The sequence below is a fragment of the Sulfitobacter faviae genome, from assembly GCF_029870955.1.
GTDB classification, from domain to species: domain Bacteria; phylum Pseudomonadota; class Alphaproteobacteria; order Rhodobacterales; family Rhodobacteraceae; genus Sulfitobacter; species Sulfitobacter faviae.
The window spans coordinates 2,533,853-2,557,070 of sequence record NZ_PGFQ01000001.1 but is presented as its reverse complement, the minus strand read 5'-3'; the positions used below and the strand labels follow the sequence as shown (position 1 = coordinate 2,557,070).

At 63.2% G+C, this 23,218-nt stretch carries 16 protein-coding genes and 2 pseudogenes; 9 read left to right on the top strand and 9 right to left on the bottom strand.

The window, feature by feature from the left end; all coding sequences use genetic code 11:
* Positions 1-8: 8 nt before the first annotated feature.
* Entirely contained in the window at positions 9-1,841 is a 1,833-nt protein-coding gene (locus CUR85_RS13115; protein WP_067263334.1) for an ABC transporter ATP-binding protein, read from the bottom strand.
* 313 nt (positions 1,842-2,154) lie between these two features.
* On the opposite strand from CUR85_RS13115, the gene CUR85_RS13110 reads away from it, so the two are divergent.
* From CUR85_RS13110 to CUR85_RS13095, 4 genes and pseudogenes are all read left to right on the top strand, one after another.
* On the top strand, positions 2,155-3,876 hold the full coding sequence (locus CUR85_RS13110; protein ID WP_067263331.1) for a peptide ABC transporter substrate-binding protein: 1,722 nt from the start codon (positions 2,155-2,157) through the stop codon (positions 3,874-3,876).
* 120 nt (positions 3,877-3,996) lie between these two features.
* Positions 3,997-5,033, top strand: a pseudogene (locus CUR85_RS13105) (ABC transporter permease).
* Positions 5,026-6,024: an ABC transporter permease gene (locus tag CUR85_RS13100; RefSeq protein WP_067263326.1), complete on the top strand. Its 999-nt coding sequence runs from the start codon at positions 5,026-5,028 to the stop codon at positions 6,022-6,024. The pseudogene CUR85_RS13105 and the gene CUR85_RS13100 overlap by 8 nt, the downstream one beginning before the upstream one ends.
* 207 nt (positions 6,025-6,231) lie before the next feature.
* A complete protein-coding gene (locus CUR85_RS13095) occupies positions 6,232-7,305 on the top strand; it encodes a YeeE/YedE family protein (protein WP_067263323.1) in 1,074 nt (357 codons plus the stop codon).
* On the opposite strand, the gene CUR85_RS13090 is transcribed toward CUR85_RS13095, so the two are convergent.
* The 4 genes and pseudogenes from CUR85_RS13090 to CUR85_RS13075 all read right to left on the bottom strand — a co-directional run bounded on the left by CUR85_RS13090 (position 7,241) and on the right by CUR85_RS13075 (position 12,703).
* Positions 7,241-8,509: a DUF3422 family protein gene (locus CUR85_RS13090; RefSeq protein ID WP_067263320.1), complete on the bottom strand. Its 1,269-nt coding sequence runs from the start codon at positions 8,507-8,509 to the stop codon at positions 7,241-7,243. The genes CUR85_RS13095 and CUR85_RS13090 overlap by 65 nt on opposite strands.
* Before the next feature lie 212 nt (positions 8,510-8,721).
* Positions 8,722-10,154 (bottom strand): annotated as a pseudogene (locus CUR85_RS13085) (NAD(P)(+) transhydrogenase (Re/Si-specific) subunit beta).
* Positions 10,155-10,167: 13 nt separating this feature from the next.
* Positions 10,168-11,742 (bottom strand): Re/Si-specific NAD(P)(+) transhydrogenase subunit alpha, encoded by a 1,575-nt coding sequence (locus CUR85_RS13080; protein WP_067263316.1) that lies wholly within the window; start codon positions 11,740-11,742, stop codon positions 10,168-10,170.
* Between the two features lie 244 nt (positions 11,743-11,986).
* The gene (locus CUR85_RS13075) at positions 11,987-12,703 is read right to left on the bottom strand and encodes a hypothetical protein (protein WP_067263313.1); all 717 of its coding nucleotides are present in this window, start codon (positions 12,701-12,703) and stop codon (positions 11,987-11,989) included.
* 225 nt (positions 12,704-12,928) lie between these two features.
* On the opposite strand from CUR85_RS13075, the gene CUR85_RS13070 reads away from it, so the two are divergent.
* On the top strand, positions 12,929-13,681 hold the full coding sequence (locus CUR85_RS13070; RefSeq protein ID WP_067263311.1) for an SDR family NAD(P)-dependent oxidoreductase: 753 nt from the start codon (positions 12,929-12,931) through the stop codon (positions 13,679-13,681).
* A gap of 44 nt (positions 13,682-13,725) precedes the next feature.
* Entirely contained in the window at positions 13,726-14,313 is a 588-nt protein-coding gene (locus CUR85_RS13065; RefSeq protein ID WP_067263309.1) for an REP-associated tyrosine transposase, read from the top strand.
* A gap of 147 nt (positions 14,314-14,460) precedes the next feature.
* On the opposite strand, the gene CUR85_RS13060 is transcribed toward CUR85_RS13065, so the two are convergent.
* The 3 genes from CUR85_RS13060 to CUR85_RS13050 are packed head-to-tail and all read right to left on the bottom strand — an operon-like array spanning position 14,461 to position 17,778.
* On the bottom strand, positions 14,461-15,243 hold the full coding sequence (locus CUR85_RS13060; protein ID WP_067263306.1) for a gamma-glutamyl-gamma-aminobutyrate hydrolase family protein: 783 nt from the start codon (positions 15,241-15,243) through the stop codon (positions 14,461-14,463).
* A gap of 58 nt (positions 15,244-15,301) precedes the next feature.
* A complete protein-coding gene (locus CUR85_RS13055) occupies positions 15,302-17,464 on the bottom strand; it encodes a malate synthase G (RefSeq protein ID WP_067263303.1) in 2,163 nt (720 codons plus the stop codon).
* Positions 17,461-17,778 (bottom strand): hypothetical protein, encoded by a 318-nt coding sequence (locus tag CUR85_RS13050; protein WP_280322685.1) that lies wholly within the window; start codon positions 17,776-17,778, stop codon positions 17,461-17,463. Before CUR85_RS13050 ends, CUR85_RS13055 begins: the two co-directional genes overlap by 4 nt.
* Before the next feature lie 103 nt (positions 17,779-17,881).
* On the opposite strand from CUR85_RS13050, the gene pepN reads away from it, so the two are divergent.
* Both pepN and CUR85_RS13040 read left to right on the top strand, forming a co-directional pair.
* Complete coding sequence (gene pepN, locus CUR85_RS13045) at positions 17,882-20,440, top strand: aminopeptidase N (RefSeq protein ID WP_067263298.1); 2,559 nt, start codon at positions 17,882-17,884, stop codon at positions 20,438-20,440.
* Positions 20,433-20,894, top strand: coding sequence for a hypothetical protein (locus CUR85_RS13040; protein WP_082852016.1), 462 nt, complete (start codon positions 20,433-20,435; stop codon positions 20,892-20,894). The genes pepN and CUR85_RS13040 overlap by 8 nt, the downstream gene beginning before the upstream one ends.
* 1 nt (position 20,895) lies before the next feature.
* Here CUR85_RS13040 and CUR85_RS13035 read toward each other — a convergent pair whose 3' ends face one another.
* On the bottom strand, positions 20,896-21,648 hold the full coding sequence (locus tag CUR85_RS13035; RefSeq protein WP_276155684.1) for a transglycosylase SLT domain-containing protein: 753 nt from the start codon (positions 21,646-21,648) through the stop codon (positions 20,896-20,898).
* A gap of 239 nt (positions 21,649-21,887) precedes the next feature.
* Between CUR85_RS13035 and CUR85_RS13030 the strand changes: the two genes are divergently transcribed.
* Positions 21,888-23,162 (top strand): hypothetical protein, encoded by a 1,275-nt coding sequence (locus CUR85_RS13030; RefSeq protein WP_231886320.1) that lies wholly within the window; start codon positions 21,888-21,890, stop codon positions 23,160-23,162.
* The last annotated feature ends 56 nt before the right edge of the window (positions 23,163-23,218 follow it).

The following is a 23,218-nucleotide window of genomic DNA, read 5'->3' as shown; positions in this document are numbered from 1 at the left end:
GTCTTCTTTCAATAGCCGCTGTCGGTGGTCAGCACATGGTGCCCAGGCTCCACCTCGCGGTAGACCGAAGGCTCGGGCCGGTAACTGACCGGATGGATTGGCGAGGGGATCGGCTTGAAGTTCAGGTCCTTCTCGGACTTGCGGCGGCGCGGATCGGCGATCGGCACGGCCTTCATCAGCGCCTGCGTATAGGGGTGCTGCGGGTTCTCGAAGACCCGCTGGCGCGAACCCATCTCGACGATGCGGCCCAGATACATGACGCCGACGTAGTGGCTGACGCGTTCGACCACGGCCATGTCGTGGCTGATGAACAAGAACGACAGTTCCATCTCGGCCTGAAGCTCCATCATCAGGTTCAGCACCTGCGCCTGCACAGACACGTCCAGCGCCGAGACAGCTTCGTCCGCGATGATGAGTTTGGGGTTCAGCGCAAGCGCGCGGGCGATGGCAACGCGCTGTCGCTGGCCGCCCGACAGCTCATGCGGGAAGCGGCGCATGAAGCTGCGCGGCAGTTCTACGCGGTCAAACAGCATCTCGATCCGCTTGTTGATCTCCCCGCCCTTGAGGGTGCCGAAATTGTGGATCGGTTCGGCCACCTGATCGGCCAACTGCATCTGTGGGTTGAGCGAGGCAAAGGGGTCCTGAAAGATCATCTGCATGTCGAGCCGCGCGGTGCGCAGCGCAGATTGGTCCAGCGACATGATGTCGACGCCGTCGAGCTTCACCTCCCCCGACATCGGCTCCACCAGCCGCAGGATCGAGCGTCCGGCGGTGGATTTGCCGCAGCCCGATTCGCCGACGAGGCTGAGCGTCTGGCCCTTGTTGAGCGAGAACGACAGGTCCTCGACCGCATGCACATTGGCCACGGTGCGGCGCAGGAAACCGCCCTGTACCGGGAAGCGGGTGGTCAGGTTCTTGACCGACAGTAGCGTCTCTTCGCGGCCCTTGATCGGCACGATCTCCTTGTCGGGTGTGCCCAAGAGTTTCATCGGCTCGGGGTATGGCTTGCCCGTCATTTCGCCGAGTTTCGGCACGGCGGCCAGAAGCGCCTTGGTATAGGGGTGCTGCGGGTTCTCGAAGATCTCCTCGACGGTGCCTTCCTCGACCTTCTTGCCGCGGAACATCACGACCACGCGGTCGGCCATCTGCGCCACCACGGCCATGTCGTGGGTGATGAACATCACCGCGGTGCCGGTCTCGCGCTTCAGCCGGTCCATCAGCGCGAGGATCTCGGCCTGGATGGTCACGTCGAGCGCGGTGGTGGGCTCATCGGCGATCAAGAGGCGCGGCTCGCAGGCCAGCGCCATGGCGATCACCACGCGCTGCCGCATGCCGCCTGAAAGTTCGTGGGGGTACTGCTTGAGACGCCGCTCCGGCTCAGGGATGCGGACCTGTTTCATCAGCTCCAGCGCGCGGGCCTCGGCCTCTTTGCGGGTCATGTTCAGATGCAGGCGCAGACCTTCGGTCATCTGCTTGCCGATGGTGAACACGGGGTTCAGCGCGGTCATCGGCTCTTGGAAGATCATGCCGATCTCATTGCCGCGAATCTTGCGCATCAGATTGCCGCCGCTGGCCGCGAGATCGACTTGGCCTTCTTCACCGCGCTCAAAAAGCAGGCGACCGCCTGCAATTTCACCGCCGCCATACTCAACCAGTCGCATCAGCGACAGGGAGGACACCGATTTGCCTGATCCTGATTCTCCGACCACGCAAACCGTCTCACCGGGATTGATGTCGAAACTGACATCCTCAACACCGACCACGGGGCCATCTTTGGTTTGAAATTCGACGCGCAGGCCCTGAATTTGGGCGATTGGCGCCCCATTGGTGTGATCCAGCATCTGTTTCCCTGTTGTTTTTATTGGCGCAGATTTTGCCCGACGCTACGGCGAATGTCACGAGACTGTCAAACCTGACGCGCAGACTTCGAGCTTTGTCATAATTGCGCCACGTCCGCCCTTGCAATTTCCGGCAAACCTGTTTCGATATAGCCCATGCGGTTTGGAAAGAGCGCTTCGATCACAGGTTGAATATTGCTTGTTTTGTTATGTTTAGCTGGCGAAGCTCATGTTCTTTCCGGGGCGACAACAACAAGGCGGGGAACATCCCGTCGACAATAAGCGGCACGCCCACGTGTCCAACATGGAGTAAGATATGAAATTGAAGACCCTATTGATGGGGGCTGTCGCATCGACGGCGCTTGCCCCTATGGCCTTTGCCGAAGCCCATGAGGGCGAGCGGGGCCGCGACGGCGAAGTCAAGATCATCTATTGGCAGGCGCCTTCGATCCTGAACCCCTATTTGTCGAGCGGCACGAAGGACGTCGAAGCGTCCTCGCTGGTTCTCGAACCACTTGGCCGCTACGACCAGAACGGCGCGCTGGTCCCCTATCTGGCGAACGAAATTCCGACGCTTGAAAACGGCGGCGTGAGCGAAGACCTCAAGACCATCACATGGAAGCTGAAAGACGGGCTGATGTGGTCCGACGGCACCCCCGTCACCGCCAATGACGTCAAGTTCACCGCCGATTACTGCATGAACCCCGAAGGCGGCTGCGCACAGCTGGCCAAGTTCGAAGGTGTCTCCTCGGTTGACGTGGTCGATGACCAGACAGTCAAAGTTACCTTCTCCGAGCCGATGCCGAACCCTTACGGCCCCTTCATGGGCGGCCAATCCCCGATCATTCAGGCGGCACAGTTCGCTGATTGCACCGGCGCCAAAGCGCCCGAGTGCACCGAGGCCAACTTCAACCCCATCGGCACCGGCCCCTTCACCGTCACCGAGTTCCGCCCGAACGACGTGATCACCATGGCCGCGAACGAAAATTACCGCGACCCCAGCAAGCCTGCCTTCGCCACGCTGACCTTCAAAGGCGGCGGTGACGCGACAGCGGCGGGCCGTGCCGTGATGGAAACTGGTGAGTTCGACTACGCCTGGAACCTGCAACTGGCCCCCGATGTCATCGCCAAGATGGCCGAAGGCGGCAAGGGCAAGCCGATGTCGGCTTTCGGCACGCTGGTTGAGCGTCTGGAACTGAACATGACCGACCCCTCCCCCGATCTGCCGGAGGGTGAGCGCGCCACGGCCAAACACCCGCACCCGATCCTGGGCGATGAGAAAGTGCGCCGCGCGCTTTCCATGGCGATCGACCGCGAATTGCTGGTCGAGGTCGGCTACGGCCAAGCGGGCCGCGCCACCTGCAACATGGTGCCTGCGCCCGAACTCTACGCCTCGGACAACACCGACTGTCTGACCCAAGACATCGAAGGCGCCAAAGCGCTGTTGGACGAAGCAGGCTGGGTCGACAGCGATGGCGACGGTGTGCGTGAGAAGGACGGCGAGAAACTGTCCCTGCTCTACCAGACCTCGACCAACGCCGTGCGTCAGGACTTCCAAGCGCTGATCAAAGATTGGTGGAGCCAGATCGGTGTTGAAACCGAGCTGCGCAACATCGACGCTTCGGTCTTCTTCGGCGGCGACCCCGGTTCGACCGACACGTTCCAGCGTTTCTATGCCGACGTTGAAATGTACGCCAACAACTTCGACGGCACCGACCCGCAAAGCTACCTTGCCCAGCGGACCTGCGCCAAGTTCCCCAGCCCCGAGACACAGTGGCAGGGCGAAAACATCAACCGCTTCTGCAACGAAGAGTATGACGCGATGGTGGCCGAACTGGGCCGCACCGGCGAGATGGAAAAGCGTGGCGAACTGGCCAAAAAGCTGAACGACATGCTGACCAAAGACAGCTACTCGATCCTGCCGCTGGTGGACCGTGGCCGCGTCTCGGCTGCCTCCAACACCCTTGGTGGCGTTGTGCTGAACACATGGGACTCCGAGCTGTGGAATGCCGCCGATTGGTACCGCATGGAAGAGTGATCTAGGACGGAGGCGCGGCAGGCCCGCGCCTCCCTTCAACGACCTTCGGGGGTGTGCGTCATCCGCGCGCCCCCGTCTCACCCCCACCCCCTCACAGACTGACCTACAAAGGCGACGCCCATGTTGACCTTCACCATCCGACGACTTCTTTTGTCGATCCCGACGCTTTTGTTTATCAGCCTGGTGATTTTCCTGCTGCTGCAACTCGCCCCGGCGACCCGATGGCCCAAGTGCCGCTGACGGTCCCGCCCGAGGTGAAAGAAAAGATGCGCGAAGCGCTCGGCCTCGGCCAGCCGATCTATATCCAATATTGGAAATGGCTCGTGCAGGTCTTTTGGATCGAGCCGCAGGTTTTCATCGACTATCTGACCAACCACTCCGCCCTGTTCAGCTGGCTGCCCGATACGGCGCTTTCCGAAGGCAAGCTGCGCGTGATCTCCTGGCAGACCCGCTCCCCGGTGATGGACATCGTGATCCAGCGCATGCCGCAGACCCTCTGGGTCGTGGGGCTGGCCTATATCGTGGGCATCGTCATCGCCATCCCGATCGGCATCTACTCGGCCTACCGGCATTATTCGGTCTTCGATCAGGCCGGGACGTTCATCACCATGATCGGCTTTTCGATCCCGCCCTTCTTCACCGGTCCGCTGCTCATCGTGATCTTCTCGGTCTCTCTGGGCTGGCTGCCGTCGATCTATGACACGACCCATGTCGTAAACGATTGGGAGAGCTTCAAGGTGCAGTTCTTCCAGATGATCATGCCGGTGATGGTGCTGGCGCTGCAAACCACGGCGCAGATCAGCCGCTACATGCGCGGTGCCATGCTTGACAACCTCAACCAAGACTACGTGCGCACCGCCCGCGCCAAGGGTCTGAAGGAAAGCGTCGTGGTCATGGTGCATGTGCTGCGCAACTCGATGATCCCGGTGGTCACCGTCATCGCGCTTGGCATGCCCGCGATCTTTGGTGGTGCCATCATCACCGAGAACGTCTTCAAGGTGAACGGCATCGGCCAACTGCTGCTGACCGCGCTGCGCGCCAACGACCTGCCGATGGTGATGACCCTGACCTTCATCTTCGCGGTGCTGATCGTGCTGTTCAACCTGATCGCAGATATCCTCTACGGCCTGCTTGACCCAAGGATCCGTTATGACTGAGCAACCCATTCCCGCAAGCCCGGTCGAAGCCGACCTCGAGTTCATGAAGGCCCTGCAAGACAAGGGCCCGCAAAAGCCGCCGCGCAGCCAATGGCGCGATGTTTGGGACCAGTTCCGCAAACACAAGGGCGCGCTTTTCGGCGGTGGTTTCCTGATCTTCATCACGCTGGCCGTGATCTTTGGCCCCTATCTGTGGGACATCGACGCCAAGAAACTGGACATCCGAAACAAGAACTGGCGGCCGATCTATACCCTGCTGTGGGATGGCGATGCCAAGGCGGGCTGGGCCCATCCCTTCGGCACCGACCAGTTGGGCCGCGACATCCTTGCGCAGATGCTCTTTGGCGGGCGCGTGTCGATGGCCGTGGGCTGGATGGCAATGGCACTGGCGCTGATCATCGGCACCGCCGTCGGCGTGCTCTCGGGCTTTTTCAAACGGATGGACTTCTGGCTGATGCGGTTCACCGACCTGATCCTCAGCCTGCCGATCCTGCCTCTGGTCCTGCTCGCCGTGACGCTCTTTGGCCAACCGCTGCGAGCGCAGTTCGGCCCCGAGGGCGGCATGTTCATCCTCATCGTCTCGGTCATCAGCCTGACCTCATGGATGCAAACCGCGCGGATTGTGCGCGGCGACATCCTCGCGCTGAAAGAGCGTGAGTTCATCCTCGCCGCGCGCTCCATCGGCACCACGCCGGGCAAGATCATCCGCCGCCACCTGCTGCCCAACGTGATCTCGCCTATCATGGTCTCGGCGACCCTTGGCCTCGCCACGGCGATCATCACCGAAAGCGCGCTGAGCTTCCTTGGCGTCGGCTTCCCGTCTGACTTCCCCACATGGGGCAAGCAACTGGCCGATGCCGTGGACCGGATGCAGGAGTTCCCCGAGCGGGTGATGCTGCCGGGCATCGCCATCTCGCTGACGGTGCTGGCGGTGAACTACCTCGGCGACGGTCTGCGCGACGCGCTCGACCCGCGCATTCGCGGACGCTGAGCAAAATAAGAACCGACCGGCCCCTGCCCCCTGTGGCAGGGGCCGATTGTTTCACGCCCCTTGACGCAGGGTGAACAGCGTCGCCCCTTTTCCCAACAAGACGGAATTTAATTCACCCCTCTGGGGGGCGGCCCTGTGCGCTTTCACTTGATTGTGACCCGCGCCCGCTCCAAATGGGAAATAATTCCGTTTTCGAGGGTTTTCGCGATGTTTGAGTCTTTCGGCTTTGAAGAGACGACAGCAAAAGAGGCGTCCGTTCTGCTGGCGGCCCTCATCGGGCTGGCGTTCGGCGTGCTGGCGCAGCGCACGCGGTTTTGCTTTCGCCGCAGCCTCGTGGGCGAAGACCGACGCCAAGCGCTTGGAATCTGGCTGACCGCACTGGCGCTGGCCGTGATCGGCACGCAGGCCGCCGTGGCCGCCGGATGGATCAGTTTTGACGCGCATCGTTTCATGGCCAGCGACGTGCCGCTTTTGGCGATTGCTGTGGGCGGGCTGCTCTTTGGCGCGGGCATGGTGCTGACACGCGGCTGCATCTCGCGCCTCACGGTGCTGACAGGCGGCGGCAACCTGCGGGCGGCGCTGGTGGTGCTGGTCTTTGCCGTGGTGGCCCATGCGACGCTGAAAGGCGTCTTGGCACCGCTGCGCGTGGCGCTCGGCTCTGTCACCGTGAATATGGGAGAGAACGTGAGCCTTGCCGCCCTGCCCGGCGGTACGCTGCTCTGGGCTGGTGTGATCGCCGTGGCGGCGCTGGCCTATGCGCTGCGCTCGGGTAACCGTCCGGGGCAACTGGTGATGGCGGCGCTGATCGGTCTCTTGGTCCCCGCCGCATGGGTGGGCACCGGGTTCATCCTGCTCGATGAATTCGACCCGATCGCGATGGAGAGCCTCAGCTTCACCTCCCCCTCCGCCGATACGCTGTTCTGGACCATCGCCAGCAGTTCGATCCCCGCAGGCTTTGGCACCGGGCTATTGGGCGGCGTCTTTGTCGGTGCGCTGATCGCCAGCCTTTTCGCGCGAGAGTTTCAGTGGCAGAGCTTTGACGCCCCCCGCCAGACCGGGCGCTACCTGACCGGGGCCGCCATGATGGGCGTGGGCGGCGTGTTGGCCGGGGGCTGCACCTTGGGCGCGGGGCTCTCCGGCGTGCCGACCCTTTCGGTCGCAGCCATCGAGGCCATCGTGATGATCGCTTTGGGCGGCTTGGCCATGCAGGTGCTGCTCAACCGATCTTCCGCCGCAGACGGCGCAGCGTCCACCACACACCAAACACAACCGGCAGAGTGACAGCGGCGGTCAGCAGCCCCTTGCTGACCCCCAGTGGCGCGGCAAGCGGGTAGAGCAGATAGCCCGCCAGCGACACCGCGTAATAGCTGATCGCCACAACAGACAGCCCCTCTACGGTGTGTTGCAGCCGCAGTTGCAGATCGGCGCGGCGGTCCATACTGGCAAGGATCGCTTGGTTCTGGGCCGAGCGTTCCACATCCACCCGCGTTCGCAAAAGATCCGCGGCCCGCAGTGCCCGCGCGGCGAGGGTTTGCAGGCGTGTCTCGGTCGATTTGACCGTGCGCATCGCGGGCGCATAGCGGCGCATCATGAACTCGCCAAAGCCCTGCCGCCCCAGAAAACGCGCTTCACGCAGGGCGGAGATACGTTCATAGACGATGGCCTCATAGGCCCCTGTGGCGGCGAAACGATAGGCGGTTTCCGCCGTCAGCGCCTCCAGCGCGACCGAGACATCCAAGAGCGCGTGCAGCGTTTCCTCAGCCGCCGTGCCCGCCCCGCTGCGCATCGCCCCCATGAGCGTCGATAGCTGTCCGTCCAGATCGTTCAACGCCCCGGCCATGTCGCGCGCCTGCATGAACCCCAGCATCGACATCGCCTTATAGGTCTCGATCTCGCAGAGCCGCTGCACGATCCGCCCGATCCGCCGCTGGCCTGTCGTTGCATCGGTGAAAAGCGCGAGGCGCAGATGGCCTGCGGGGTCGATCCGAAAGTCGCTGGCCACCACCGCCGCCCCATCCAGCACCTCCGCAACGGCGAGGCTTTCGGGCACGAACCAGTCCTGCAAATGCGCCGCGATCTCATCGTCGGCTTCCGGCTTCGGCAGCACCGTAAGCAGGGCCGAGGTGATCCGCTCCCCCTGCACCTCGGCCAGCCAATCCTCTGGAAAAGCGTCGAAATCCGTGGCGGCGAAAGGTAGGCTCCGGCCTGAGGGGGCGATGACCGTATAGGTGACGAACTCGGTATGCTGCTCCCATTTCAGGGTGAAGCGGCCCATCTCTCCGTAATAATGCGTGGCCGCCGCATCGGCGCGTGGGGCGCCGTAATGAGCCAACAGCGCGTTCAACTCGGCCTGTGGCGTGGCATCCGCCGATAGTTTCACCGCCAGAAAGGCCACCCGCGAGGGCGCGGCGAGCTGCGGAAACGGGCGCGCGTGCATTTCGCCGGTAAGGGCAAGCCGCTGGGGGTGGTCTTTGATCGGGGCCATGACGGGGTCCGCTGTTGGGGAGTGTATCCCGCCGAGAATAGCGTCATTGCCGCCGATGAACAGAGAAAAGTGAAGCCATTTCAATCACTTGATGCATACCGAAGTATACCGCAGGCCAAAACGGAAAACGCCCCACCGTTTCCGGCGGGGCGCTCATGGGGTGGGCGGGGAATTTTTCAAAAATTCCCCGCCGTTTTCTTTGAAAGAAAACGTTAGTCGATCAGCGGCAGCAACTTGTCGAGGCTGGCCTTCGCGTCACCGTAGAACATGCGCGTGTTCTCCTTGAAGAACAGCGGGTTCTCGATGCCGGAATAGCCCGTGCCCTGCCCGCGCTTGGAGACGATGACGGTCTTGGCCTTCCAGCATTCCAGCACCGGCATCCCGGCGATGGGGCTGTTCGGGTCGTCCTGTGCCGCGGGGTTCACGATGTCGTTGGAGCCGATGACAATGGCGACGTCGGTCTCGGGGAAGTCATCGTTGATTTCCTCCATCTCCATCACGATGTCATAGGGCACCTTGGCCTCGGCCAGAAGCACGTTCATGTGTCCGGGCAGACGGCCCGCCACCGGGTGGATGGCGAAACGCACGTTCTTGCCCTTGGCGCGCAGCTTCTTGACCAGATCGCTGACAGCACCTTGGGCCTGTGCCACCGCCATGCCGTAGCCAGGGATGATGATGACGCTATCGGCCTCGTTGAGCGCCTGCGCCACACCGTCGGCCTCGATCGCCACCTGCTCGCCCTCGACTTCCATCGCGGGGCCAGAGCTGCCGCCGAAACCGCCGAGGATGACCGAGATGAACGAACGGTTCATCGCCTTGCACATGATGTAGCTGAGGATCGCACCCGAGGAGCCGACCAGCGCGCCGACCACGATCAACAGATCGTTGCCGAGCGAGAAGCCGATCGCCGCCGCGGCCCAGCCGGAGTAGCTGTTCAGCATGGAGACAACCACCGGCATGTCCGCGCCGCCGATGCCCATGATCAGGTGATAGCCGATAAAGAGCGCCGCCAGCGTCATGATGAACAGCGGCAGGAAGCCCCGGTGTTGAAGTACCAGATCAGGCAGAGAAGCGAGATCAGCGCGGCACCGGCATTGAGCAGGTGACCGCCCGGCAGTTTCGTCGCGGCAGAGCTGACACGCCCCGCCAGCTTGCCATAGGCGATGACGGAACCGGTGAAGGTCACCGCACCGATGAAGACGCCGAGGAAGAGCTCGACCCGCAGGATCGCGATCTCAACGCTGTCCTTCTTGGCCAGAAGCGCCGCGAAACCCTCGGTCGCCTTGCGCGCGACATCGTCCATCACCAGCACGTGGCCCAGTTCGATATGGGCGTTGTAGCCCACGAAGACGGCGGCGAGGCCCACGAGGCTGTGCATCGCCGCGACCAGTTCGGGCATCTGCGTCATCTGCACGCGGGTGGCCAGCTGGTAGCCGATGGCCCCGCCCGCGGCGATCAGGATCAGCGAGAGGAGCCACAGCCCCGCCCCCGGCCCGATCAGCGTGGCGATGACCGCCAGCGCCATGCCGGCGATACCGTACCACACCGCGCGTTTCGCGCTTTCCTGCCCCGACAGACCGCCGAGCGACAGGATGAAGAGAACCGCTGCGACCACATAGGCCGCTGTCGTGAATCCGTATTCCATGATGCTCGCTCCTTCAGGATTTCTGGAACATGGCGAGCATGCGCCGTGTCACGAGGAAGCCGCCGAAAATGTTGATCCCACACATGAAGACCGACAGGGCAGCAAGAAGGATCACCAGCCAGGAGCCCGAGCCGATCTGCATCAGCGCGCCCAGAATGATGATCGAGGAGATCGCGTTGGTCACCGCCATCAGCGGCGTGTGCAGGCTGTGCGCCACGCCCCAGATCACTTGGAAACCGACAAAGACCGCCAGAACGAAGACGATGAAGTGCTGCATGAAGCTGGCCGGAGCGACAAGCCCCACACCCAGCAGCAGCGCCGCACCGACGGCCAGCAGCGTGACCTGGTTCTTGGTCTGCTGCTTGAAGGCCGCCAGTTCCTCGGCGCGTTTTTCCTCAGGCGTCTTTTCCTTTACCTTCTCCTTCTTCGGCGCCGCCGCGATGGCCGCGACCTTGGGCGGTGGCGGCGGGAAGGTCACTTCCTTCTCGTGGGTGATGGTGGCGCCGCGGATCACGTCATCTTCCATGTCGTGGTTGATGACACCGTCCTTCTCGGGCGTGAGGTCCGCCATCAGGTGACGGATGTTGGTGGCGTAAAGCGTCGAGGCCTGCGTCGCCATGCGGCTCGGGAAGTCGGTGTAGCCGATGATGGTCACGCCGTTGTCGGTGACGATCTTCTCGTCCATCTTGGTGAGCTTGCAGTTGCCGCCCTTCTCGGCGGCGAGGTCCACGATCACGGAACCGGGCTTCATCGCCTGCACCATATCCTCGGTCCAAAGCTCCGGCGCTTCGCGGTTGGGGATCAGCGCCGTGGTGATGACGATGTCCACATCGGGGGCCAGCTCGCGGAACTTGGCAAGCTGCGCTTCGCGGAATTCGGGAGAGGAAACAGAGGCATAGCCGCCGGAGGCGGAGCCGTCCTGCTGTTCTTCCTCGAAGTCGAGATAGACGAATTCCGCGCCCATCGATTCGACCTGTTCGGCCACTTCGGGGCGCACGTCGAAGGCCAGCGTGATCGCGCCGAGCGAGGTCGAGGTGCCGATGGCGGCAAGGCCCGCGACGCCCGCGCCGACGACCAGCACCTTGGCCGGGGGCACCTTGCCCGCCGCGGTGATCTGACCGGTGAAGAAACGTCCGAAGTTATTGCCCGCCTCGATCACCGCGCGGTAGCCCGCGATGTTCGCCATCGACGAAAGCGCGTCCATCTTCTGCGCACGGCTGATGCGCGGTACCATGTCCATCGCCATGACGGTCGCGCCCTTCTCGGCGGCGGCCTCCATCAGCTCGGTGTTGCCGGCGGGGTTGAACATGGAGATCAGCGTCTGGCCTGCGCGCAGGTGCTTGACCTCATCCTCAGAGGGCGGGCGCACCTTGGCAACCACATCGGCGGCCTCGTAAAGCGCGGCGGCGGATTGCACCACCTCGACATCCGCGGCTTCATAGGCGGCATCGTCAAAGCCCGCAGCCGCCCCGGCGCCCGTCTCGATGACGCAGCTATGCCCGAGCTTTTGCAGTTGCAGCGCGCTTTCCGGGGTCATCGCGACCCGGTTCTCGCCCTCAAATATTTCTTTTGGTGTCCCGATCTTCAAACCAAGAGTCCCCCTTTGCTGGCCCGTCGCGCCGCTCTGGCGCAACTTTGTTAGTCAGAGCGATAGCGCGCGCGCAGCAATAGTACAAGCAAACCGCGGGGTGAAACGGTGCAAAATTGCTGCACCGCGACATCGGAAGAACAGTTTGCTGTTTTCGGCGCAGAGATAGAACAGCCGTTCCACCCTGCGCCAATAGCATGGCCCGAGGGCCATGCCGAAGTGTCAAACGACGGTTAAGTCGCGATCAAAGACCGGGGATCAGACGCGCCAGACCGCGCTGGTCAAAGGTGGTGCCCCGATCCGCGCCGAAGTTGATTTCACCGCCCAGACCGACGAAGGGCTCGGAAATATCGACCCCGCCCGCCTCGGCCTTGGCCGAGCCGACCTCGAGGAACAGGTTGGTGTTGACCGATACGTCACGATCAAGACGAATTGCGAAACGCGACAGATCGCCGGTGTCATCGTCGGCAACATCATAAGAGCCCGTCAAGCCAAAGCCCTCCTGCATCTCATAACGGGCTTTGATCCCGCCGAGGGTGCCGTCGCCCAGATCGGTGTCGACATTGGCGATATAACCCTCGAACTCCCATTCCTGAACTTCGTAGCCAACCTCGATCCCGAAGATGTCAGCTTCGGCGCCCTCAACGTCTTCAAAGGTGTAGAATGCCCCCAAGGAAGTCGCGTCGTTCAGGTGATAGATACCGTGCAGGCCCAACAGCGTGCTGTCGATATCGGTGAAGTCGAAATCGTGGTAGGCAGCATCGATCTGCAAGCTGAAATCGCGGCTGAACCCCAGTTCCATCGCACCTTCAAGGCCCCAATGGCTAAAATCGGTATCCTCCGCGAATGCGGAATAAGACAGCCCGACCGAACCGCCGGTGACTTCTACGGCACCCGCCGTTGTCGCGCCCAATGCGAAAGAGGCGGCCAGCGCCAGAGAGGAAATTTGCGGAAAATTCATGATACTGCTCCAATGCAAAAACAGGGCCCTGTGATCAGGTTGCCCGCTGCAACCTGTGAGGGAATATGTGACCGGCTACAAGGGCGGTGGCAGGGGGCTGGACCAACTGTGGCCGCACCGCAACGCTGCCCCGCCAGCCACCCCGAAAATAACGCCCCGTCATCAAAAGCTACCTATTGTACTGCCGCCCCCGCCGCGCCACCCTGCCCGCAAAGGGGAGGCATTATGACACTGAAAGACAAACACGCATTCATCACCGGCGGCGGCACTGGCATCGGGCTGGCCATCGCGCAGGATTTGGCCGGCAAGGGCGCAAAGGTCACCATCACCGGACGGCGGCAGGTGGTGCTCGACGCCGTGTCAGGCAATGGCATCAGCGGCATGGCAATGGACGTGCGTGACGAGGCGCAGGTCACCGAGACCATCGCCCGCGCGGTCGAGGCCAATGGCCCGGTGCAAATCTGCGTGGCCAATGCGGGCGTGGCCGAAGGCCGGTCACTGCATAAAACCGACCTCGATTTTTGGCGCGACATGATGGCGACCAATCTCGACGGAGCCTTTCTCACCATCCGGGAGAGCCTGAAATCCATGCGCCAGACCGATTGGGGCCGGGTCATCGCCGTGTCCTCCATGGCCGGGCTGCGCGGCCTGCCGGGGGCGGCCTGCTACTCGGCCTCGAAACACGGGATGATCGGGCTGATCCGCTCGCTCAGCGAAGATTACATGGGCCAGCCCTTTACCTTCAACGCGCTCTGTCCCGGTTACGTCGATACCGAGATCATCGCGCGCAACACGCAGGCGATCTCCAAACGCGCCGGGCTGTCCGAGGAAAAGGCCCGCGATGTCATGGTCAACGCCAACCGCCACAAACGCCTGATTGCGCCCTCGGAAGTGGCCGCCGCGGCGGCCTGGCTGGTTGGCGAAGGCTCCGAAAGCATCAACGGCCAGTCGATCGAGATCGCCGGCGGGCAAATGTAGCGGCGTTAAGCTTGCTTTAACCAAGCTGCGCCAAGCTCAGGGCCATGAGAGACAGCCCTTCATCCCATGGCCCGAACAGCTATTTCTTTACCCTGCGGCTTGCGCGGCGCGATGATGATGCGCTGCTGCGGCATATCACGGCCCTGCGCCAAGCGATGCGTGAGACTTTGGCCCGCAAACCCTTCCGGATCGATGCCATCGCCATCTTGCCGGATGTGCTCCATACGGTCTGGACCCTGCCGCCCGACGATACCGATTACGGCAATCGGATCGGCATGTGGAAGGGGCGGTTTTCCCGCCATCTCCCTCCGGCCCCACATCGCAGTCTGCGGCAGATCAAACGGGGCGAGAAAGGGATTTGGCAGCGTCGATTTTGGGAACATCGGATCCGCGACCCCGCGGATTTCGAACGGCATTGCAGCTTGGTGCACCTCAGCCCCGTGCATGCAGGCTATTGTGACCGTCCTGAGGCTTGGCCTTACAGTTCCTATCGCCGCGCGTGCTCAGGTCAGGCAGCGCTTCAGGGCGCGGAGGCGGGGCCGCTAGAGGAGGACGCGGTCTTGGATGATGATGTGACGCCGCTGAACCACGCGGCCTCACCTGTTACGCCATTGAGCGGGCTGCACAGTTGAAAGGCGTCGAGGCTATGCATCAGTTGACGGCGCGATCGGGGTCGCGGGGGATTGACAGAACGACTTCATCGCGATGCAGGCTGCCGCGCCCCGAGAAGCGCGGCGCGCGGTCATAGAGAGTGCAACGCGCGCGCCCTGCGCCCCGCCCTACTGTGCGGCGGTCATCACCGGCATGGCCGACCCATCCGCCGCCCAAGCCCGCACGGCTGCGCCGAAATGTTCGAACAGCGGGCGCGAAACGGGGTCATTGGCTGCGTTCCACTCGGGATGCCACTGCACCGCGAGGGTAAAGCCCGGCGCGTCTTTGATATAGATCGCCTCGGGCGTGCCATCATCCGCGTAGCCGTCGATCACCACGCGCGGGCCGGGTTCCTTGATCCCCTGCCCGTGTAGCGTGTTGGTCAGCACTTTGGACGCGCCCATCACACGGTGGAACACGCCGCCTTCGGTAAAGCTCACGTCATGGCGCAGTTCGAATTTCTCTTCAATGGTGCCATCGGGGGGCATGCGGTGGTTCATCCGCCCCGGCAGATCGCGAATCTCAGGATAGAGCGACCCACCCATGGCGACGTTCACTTCCTGAAACCCGCGGCAAAGGCCGAGGAAGGGTTGGCCCCGCGCCACACAGGCCCGCACAAGCGCCAGCGCCACCGCGTCGCGCGCGCGGTCGAAGGCACCATGGGCCTCCGTCTCAGGCTCACCATATTCTTCGGGATGCACATTGGGGCGCCCGCCGGTCAGCAGGAAACCGTCGCAGACCTCCAGCAATTCCTCGACCGAGACAAAGCGCGGATCGCTCGGCACGATAAGCGGTAGACAGCCCGAAACCTCGGCAATCGCTTCGGTGTTCATCTGCCCGCCTGCGTGGACGGGGTATTGATCGTTCAGCAGGTAGGAATTGCCAATGATACCAACGACAGGTCGGGCCATGAGTTACCTCTTATTCACCATGGCCCGAACATAGGCGCTTCGCGCCGCGGTCTCAACCTCAGCTCTGCGCCTTCAGCTCCAACCGGCGCGCGTGCAGCACTGGTTCGGTATAGCCCGAGGGCTGTTCGCGCCCCTTCAGCACCAGATCGCAGGCCGCCTGAAAGGCCACCCCGTCAAAGCCCGGGGCCATGGGGCCATAGCTGGGATCCTCGGCGTTTTGACGGTCCACCACGGCTGCCATCTTTTTAAGCGCGGCCTCGACTTCCTCGCGGCTAATGACGCCGTGATGCAGCCAATTCGCCAGCGCTTGGGCCGAGATGCGGCAGGTCGCGCGGTCTTCCATCAGGCCCACATCGTTGATGTCCGGCACTTTGGAACAGCCGACGCCCTGATCGATCCAGCGGACGACATAGCCCAGAATGCCCTGCGCGTTATTCTCGATCTCGCGGGTGATTTCCTCGCTGCTGAGGTTGCGGCCTTCCATCACCGGGATGGTCAGCAGCGCGTCAAGCGTGGCGCGTGCGCCGCCCTCTTTGATCTCCTCCTGCCGCGCCAAGACGTTAACCTTGTGGTAATGTGTGGCGTGCAGGGTGGCCGCGGTGGGCGATGGCACCCAGGCGCAATTGGCCCCGGATTGGGGATGGCCGATCTTGGCCTCCAGCATCTCGGCCATACGGTCGGGCATGGCCCACATGCCCTTGCCGATCTGCGCCCGGCCCTGCAAGCCGCAGGCGAGACCGATATCGACGTTGCGATCCTCATAGGCAGCGATCCAAGCGCTGTTCTTCATCTCGCCCTTGGGCACCATCGGACCGGCTTCCATACTGGTATGGATTTCGTCCCCCGTGCGGTCGAGGAAACCGGTATTGATAAAGGCCACGCGGTGTTTCGCGGCGCGGATACATTCCATGAGGTTGGCGCTGGTGCGGCGCTCTTCGTCCATGATGCCGAGCTTCACGGTATATTGTGGCAGGCCGAGTGTCTTTTCCACATGGGTGAAAATCTCATCGGCAAAGGCCACTTCCTCGGGCCCGTGCATCTTGGGCTTCACCACATAGACGCTGCCGGTGACCGAGTTGCCGCCCGCGCGTTTGAGGTCATGAATGGCAATCAGCGTGGTCACCATGGCGTCCATCAGCCCTTCGCCAATCTCGCGCCCCTCGCGGTCGAGCACGGCGGGGTTGGTCATCAGATGGCCAACATTGCGCACCAGCATCAGCGAACGGCCCTTCAGCGTGACCTCCCCCTCCCCATCGGGCGCGGTATAGCGACGGTCCTCGGCCATGCGGCGGGTGACGGTCTGGCCGCCTTTTTCAAAGGTCTCGGCAAGGTCCCCTTTCATCAGCCCCAGCCAGTTGCCATAGGCCAGCACCTTGTCTTCGGCATCCACCGCCGCGACGCTGTCTTCGCAATCCATGATGGTCGAGAGGGCGGATTCGATGATCACATCCGCAACGCTGGCGGGGTCGTCCTTGCCAATGGCATGCTCGGGGTCGATCTTGATCTCGATATGCAGCCCGTTGTTGCGCAGAAGCACCGCATCGGGCGCCTCCGCCGCGCCTTGGTAGCCCGCGAACTGCGCCGGATCGGCCAAGCCGCAGGGCGCGGCATCCTGCGCCATCACAGCTTCAAGGTGCCCATCCACAACGCGATACCCGGCCAAATCCGCATGGCTGCCCGCCGAAAGCGGCACGGCCTCGTCCAAAAAGGCTTTTGCCCGTGTCACCACCCGTGCGCCGCGCTCCGCGTCATAGCCCTTGCCCACCGGCAGATCGCCCAGCGCATCGGTGCCATAGAATGCGTCGTAAAGGCTGCCCCAGCGCGCATTGGCGGCGTTGAGCGCGAAGCGTGCGTTGGTGATCGGGACTACAAGCTGCGGCCCGGGCACCTGCGCGATTTCGGGGTCTACGTTTTGCGTCTCAATCTGGAACGCCGGCCCTTCGGGCAGAAGATAGCCAATCTCGCGCAGAAAGGCGGTGTAGCTTTCCGCGTCATGGGGCTGGCCTGCGCGCGCGCGGTGCCAGTCGTCAATCTTGGCCTGAATTTCGGCCCGTTTTTCAAGAAGCGCACGGTTCTTCGGCCCGAGGTCATGCACAAGGTCCGACAGCCCCGCCCAAAAGACATCCGCGTCTACACCGGTGCGCGGCAGCGCCGATCCTTCGATGAAGTCGACCAGTGCGGGCTCTACCTGCAAACCGTTCTTGTCAATTCTACCCGTCATTCTCCGCCCTCTCCCGCGCTGGATACCTTTGTGAAAGGTCTAGCAGAAAGGCAAAGCGGCGCAAGCGCGGGCAGGCAGGCGATAGCGGCGCTAGTCGGCCACTGGCTCCGGGTGGCGATCACAGGCTCGGCGTCCGCCGGGCCATCCACGGGCTGGGCCTCACCTTCCGGCGAGGGGTCGGTGGCCTGCAACACCGCGTAGACGATGCCGGCAATCATCAAGAGTGCCCCTGCGATGATTGCGGTTTTGATACCGATCAAAGCGGGACGATGACGTTTCTTCTGCGTTTCGGTATCGGTGTCGGGGGCGGACATGGATACACCTCATTGCTCGAAGTTGGGGCAGCTCGGCTTGCAGGCCGCCTTCTGGAGACATAACATTTCCTAGACCAATTACGTTCCCGCGACTGGAGGCCCAATGCGCGACGCCACCCCCCAAACGATCTATCTCAGTGACTACCAGCCCTTCGGCTTTCTGGTGGATGAGGTGGCCCTGACCTTTGACCTCGATCCCCATAAGACGCGGGTCGAAAGCCGCATCGCCTTTCGCCCCAACCCGGCGGCGCAGGAGGCTGAATTTTTCTTGCATGGTGAACAACTCAAGCTTGTCTCTGCGCAGATCGACGGCAAGCCGGTCACCCCGAAGGTGACGGAACGCGGGCTGACCTGCGATGTGCCCGACGGCCCCTTCATCTGGGAGGCCGAGGTTGAGATCGACCCAAAGGACAACACCGCCCTCGAAGGGCTTTATATGTCGGGCGGCATGTATTGCACCCAATGCGAGGCCGAAGGCTTTCGCAAGATCACCTATTACCCCGACCGTCCCGATGTGATGAGCGTCTTCACCGTGACTATCAACGGCCCGCATCCCGTTTTGCTGTCCAACGGCAATCCAGTGACGCAGGGGCAGAACCATGCCGAATGGCATGATCCATGGCCCAAGCCTGCCTATCTTTTCGCGCTGGTGGCGGGCGATCTGGTCGCCCATTCCGACCGTTTCACCACCATGTCGGGCCGCGAGGTCGATCTGAACCTCTATGTGCGTCCCGGCGACGAAGGCAAATGCGCCTTTGGGATGGAGGCGCTCAAAGCCTCGATGAAGTGGGACGAAGAGGTTTACGGTCGTGAATACGATCTCGACATCTTCAACATCGTTGCGGTGGATGACTTCAACATGGGCGCGATGGAGAACAAGGGGCTGAACATCTTCAACTCCGCCGCCGTTCTCGCTTCGCCCGAAACCTCGACGGATGATAATTTCGAGCGGATCGAAGCGATTATCGCCCATGAGTATTTCCACAATTGGACCGGCAACCGCATCACCTGTCGCGATTGGTTCCAACTTTGTCTCAAGGAAGGGCTGACCGTCTACCGCGACGCGCAGTTCACCTCAGACATGCGCTCTCCGGCGGTGAAACGCATCGGCGACGTGATCGACCTGCGCGCACGTCAGTTCGCCGAGGATCAAGGCCCGCTGGCCCACCCGGTACGGCCCGAAAGCTTTCAAGAGATCAACAACTTCTACACCGCCACCGTCTATGAAAAGGGCGCCGAGGTGATCGGCATGCTCAAGACTTTGGTGGGCGATGACGCCTATGCCAAGGCGCTCGACCTCTATTTTGAGCGTCACGACGGCGATGCGGCGACGATCGAAGATTGGCTGAAGGTGTTTGAAGACACCACGGGCCGGGATCTGACCCAGTTCAAACGCTGGTATTCGCAGGCGGGCACGCCGCGCCTCTCGGTGGTGGAGGCTTGGGATGCGGGCAAAGGCATCTTCACGCTGACCTTCACCCAGCACACCCCGCCCAGCACCGCCACGCTTGAGCCGAAACCGCAGGTTCTGCCCATCACCGTGGGGTTGATCGGCGCGGATGGGGCCGAAGTGGCTCCCTCTCGCGTGTTGGAGATGACCGAGGCCGAACAGAGCTTTACCTTCGACGGGTTGGATGCGCGCCCCGTGGCCTCGGTGCTGCGCGGTTTCTCCGCCCCGGTGGTGCTGGATCAAGACCTCTCGAAAGAAGAGCGCCTGCTGCTGCTCGCCCATGACAGCGATCCCTTCAACCGGTGGGAGGCCGGGCGCACCTTGGCGCGGCAATCCTTGCTGGCCGCGATCACCGAAAACAGCGCGCCGGATGACGCATGGCTCGCAGCTCAGCGGGCGGTGTTAGAGGATGAGACGCTTGAGCCTGCCTACCGCGCGTTGATGCTGGGGCTGCCCAGCCACGCTGATCTGGCCAGCACCCTTCATGACGCAGGCAAAACGCCGGATCCGGCGGCGATCCATCAGGCGGTGGAGGCCACCCGCGATGCCATGGCCGAGCGTTTTGCCGCACTGCTGGGTGATCTCTATGACCGCCACAGGATCGACGCCCCCTATCAGCCCAATGCAGCGCAATCGGGCAAACGCGCCTTGACCAATGCGGCACTTGCCCTGCTGACCCGCGTTGAGGGACCGGCCCGCGCGCAGGCGCAGTTCGACGATGCCGACAATATGACCCAACAGCTCAGCGCCCTCGCCGCCCTGCTGCGTGCGGGCCAAGGCGACAAGGCGCTGGCCGCCTTTGAGGCGCAGTGGCGGGATGACCGTCTGGTGATGGACAAATGGTTCGGGCTGCAAGTCAGCCAAGCCGCGCCGGAAGAGGCGGCCGAAGTGGCGCGCAGGCTTACCCAGCATGCCGATTTTAACTGGAAGAACCCCAACCGTTTCCGCGCGGTCTTTGGCAGTCTTGCCATGCATCACGCCGGGTTCCACCACGAGAGCGGCAAGGGCTACGCCCTGCTGGCCGATTGGCTGATCAAGCTCGACCCGGTGAACCCGCAGACCACGGCGCGGATGTGCTCGGCCTTCCAGACATGGCGGCGCTATGACATGGCGCGACAAAAGATGATCGAGACCCAACTCGACCGCATCCTCGCCAGCCCCGATCTTAGCCGGGACACCTCCGAGATGCTCAGCCGCATTCGCGGTGCCTGACACGCCTATTCAGACAGAGGGCATGGCGGCCTATACTTACCGCCGCCATGCCCGCAGCCGATCGGCCCTGTTGCTGTTGCCCGTGATCTGGCTGGCCCTCGCGGCGGCGTGGCTCTGGCTCGACGCCTCGGGCTGGATCATCGGGCTGCTGGGGCTTTTTACCCTGCCCGCGCTATGGGAGGTCTTCAGCAATCCAGCGAGCGGCCTGACGCTCGACCAGCACAGCCTGTCGTGGTTCACCGGCAAACGAGATGCAAAAATCGCGCTGGCGCAGGTCGACCGGGTTCGGCTCGATACGCGTCTTGATATGTCCGTGCGCGCCACGGTCATTCTCCGCACCGGGCGCAGGATCAAACTGCCTTTCGAGGCCACCCCACCGCACCGCGCATTGGAAGCCGCGTTTCAGGCGCGCGGCATCACGACGGAACGGCATCACTTCACGCTGATCCAGTAGTCTACGGGCGGCTGCGGGGCCGGGTCGCGTTCAACGGTTTGCAATAGGACTGCCGCCGCAGCCAGCGGGACATATCCGCCCGTTTGGACGCGCTGCGCATCGGCCCCCAATCGGCCCCGACGCCGCGCCGCCCGTTTCCGGCGATCACCCCGTCGCGCGGCACGGTCGTCGCCATGATCCGCACGGCACAACTCAGGTTCGCGGCGCCGTTCTTGAGCGCGTCACCGCTGCCGACATTGCATTTATAGCCCCGCGCGGTGCCCGGCAGAATTTGCAACAACCCGTACCAGCGGCCACCCCCGCCCACGGCCCAAGACCGATAGGTGCTCTCATGTTTGGCCAGCGCCGACATGAAGCCGACCCAAAAGGCGCGGCGTTGACTGTCGGATGCCGTCGGATAGGCCGGGCACCACTCCGCCACATCGGCGGGCACCATATCCACCAAGGGCTTGCCGTGGGATTTCAGCGCCGAGATCGCCGCGCGGGTCCAAAGCGAATGCCCCCGCATATGCTGCCAGCGCGTGCGCGGCAGGTTGCCCGGACGCGCGGGCGGGCGCAGCGTTGTGGTGAAGGGCGCGGTCTCAAGTGCGGGCGGTTCGTCCTCGGCCTCGACCTCATCGGGGAAGGACAAAGATGTGGCGGCGGTCTGCACCACGTTATCCACCTCTACCACCGGGGCGGGCTGTTTGGGCAATTCGGCCCAAATCATGGTGGGGCTAGCGCAGAGCAATAGGGCGATCATGGCAGGTTTCATGGCGCGCATAAGACCGCCCCGAAACGCGCTTGGCAAGCGCGGCGGGGGCGCGGGATCGGCAGATTTCCTCTGATCGGGAAACAGCGCGCGCCGCGCCGCCGGATTGTCGCGAAGGATCGCCCCCGACTGCCCGACTGCGCTGCAGAATTTTCCCGAAAGCTCCGCACGCCGGACACGGTTCCGCCCCATTGCCCGGTCAAACCTAAATCATCGACAAACAGCAGGCAGGACGGCCCCAGATGAAGAAACTCTCGCATATGATCCCGTCCGCTTTGCAAGGGTTCTTTGCCAAGCCCGCGCCCCAAGCGCCCGAGTTCGAGCCGCTGGAAATGCCGCTTCTGCGCCGCCGCGCGCCGCGCGACGCGCTGCTGCGCATTTCCTGCCCCGACCCCACCGCCGAAGAAATGCAGCGCGACCGTCACCAGTACCGCGCGCAATGGCTGGTGCGCCAAGAACGTTGGGAGGAGATGGCAGAGCTCTTGCAGGAGGCCGACGAGAACCGCGAGATGACACCGGGCGCCATGCCGGTGGCCGAGCTGATGGCCTTTGGCGCGCGGGCGGATGTGATTCTCGCCGCGGAACACGCGCTTTACGACGGTAAACCGGCCAGTGACGCGCCCCTGATGGCAGGGATCGAAGCGCTGGAACATGTACTGGCCGATCACGCCGATAGCGCGATGATCGCCGCCATCGTGGCGCAGGCGCATATGGACATCGGCTGGGCCTGGCGCGGCACGGGCTGGGACAGCGACGTGCCCGCCCGCAACCATGCGGCCTTCGCCGCGCATTTTGAACGCGCCGAGCAAATTCTCGCGCCATTCGACAAGGACACAGCCGCCTCGCCCCTGCTCGCGGCGACGCACTGTGCCCTGCTTGGGGGAACCGGCGGTGACGCCCGCGCCGTGGCGGACCGCTACGCGCGGCTCATCGACCTGAACCCCGCAAACCCGCGCCCCATGCGGGCCATGGGCAACCACCTTCTGCCGCGGTGGCATGGCTCATATGACCAGTTGGAACTCGAGGCCCGCCGCACCGCCGCGCGGACCCAAGAGACATGGGGCGCGGGCGGCTATACTTGGGTGCAATTCGACGCGATCAGCTGCGATGCGCAGGCCTGTGCCAACCTTGATGTGCCGTTTTTCATCGAAGGGCTGCACGACATCCTCGCCCGCCGCCCCGATCCGCATACCGCCAACCTGCTGGCCGCCTATTGCGCCAGCGCCATCGGTCAGGCGGCGGAGACAGAGGATGCCGCCGGGGCCGTCCGGGCCGAGATTGCCGACTGCGCGCGGTGGATCGTGCGCGACCATATGACGGAACTGCACCCGATGCTCTGGGCCCATGCTGCGCGCGGCTTTGACAACAACCTGCGCGTCCGCTCGGCCCGGCGTTTCGCCGCCTCGGGCCGGGACGAGGCCATGCGCATCATCACCGGCCTCTTCCAACGTGAGATCGAAGCGGGCAAACGGGTCATTTTCACCGAAGGCCGCCGCCAGATTGCCGTGCCGGGCTAAGCCTGCCTCTTGAAGCGCGTGGTGCGCTCCAGTATGACCGGCCAAGTTCCAATTGA

What these genes read in the sequence shown, in the direction of transcription:
- pepN (WP_067263298.1), top strand. Translation starts at nt 17,882, where the DNA reads ATGCGCGACGCCACCCCCCAAACGATCTATCTCAGTGACTACCAGCCC.
- CUR85_RS13060 (WP_067263306.1), bottom strand. Translation starts at nt 15,243, where the DNA reads ATGGCCCGACCTGTCGTTGGTATCATTGGCAATTCCTACCTGCTGAAC.
- CUR85_RS13090 (WP_067263320.1), bottom strand. Translation starts at nt 8,509, where the DNA reads ATGGCCCCGATCAAAGACCACCCCCAGCGGCTTGCCCTTACCGGCGAA.
- CUR85_RS13095 (WP_067263323.1), top strand. Translation starts at nt 6,232, where the DNA reads ATGTTTGAGTCTTTCGGCTTTGAAGAGACGACAGCAAAAGAGGCGTCC.
- CUR85_RS13065 (WP_067263309.1), top strand. Translation starts at nt 13,726, where the DNA reads ATGAGAGACAGCCCTTCATCCCATGGCCCGAACAGCTATTTCTTTACC.
- CUR85_RS13030 (WP_231886320.1), top strand. Translation starts at nt 21,888, where the DNA reads ATGAAGAAACTCTCGCATATGATCCCGTCCGCTTTGCAAGGGTTCTTT.
- CUR85_RS13075 (WP_067263313.1), bottom strand. Translation starts at nt 12,703, where the DNA reads ATGAATTTTCCGCAAATTTCCTCTCTGGCGCTGGCCGCCTCTTTCGCA.
- CUR85_RS13115 (WP_067263334.1), bottom strand. Translation starts at nt 1,841, where the DNA reads ATGCTGGATCACACCAATGGGGCGCCAATCGCCCAAATTCAGGGCCTG.
- CUR85_RS13100 (WP_067263326.1), top strand. Translation starts at nt 5,026, where the DNA reads ATGACTGAGCAACCCATTCCCGCAAGCCCGGTCGAAGCCGACCTCGAG.
- CUR85_RS13110 (WP_067263331.1), top strand. Translation starts at nt 2,155, where the DNA reads ATGAAATTGAAGACCCTATTGATGGGGGCTGTCGCATCGACGGCGCTT.
- CUR85_RS13070 (WP_067263311.1), top strand. Translation starts at nt 12,929, where the DNA reads ATGACACTGAAAGACAAACACGCATTCATCACCGGCGGCGGCACTGGC.
- CUR85_RS13035 (WP_276155684.1), bottom strand. Translation starts at nt 21,648, where the DNA reads ATGAAACCTGCCATGATCGCCCTATTGCTCTGCGCTAGCCCCACCATG.
- CUR85_RS13050 (WP_280322685.1), bottom strand. Translation starts at nt 17,778, where the DNA reads ATGTCCGCCCCCGACACCGATACCGAAACGCAGAAGAAACGTCATCGT.
- CUR85_RS13055 (WP_067263303.1), bottom strand. Translation starts at nt 17,464, where the DNA reads ATGACGGGTAGAATTGACAAGAACGGTTTGCAGGTAGAGCCCGCACTG.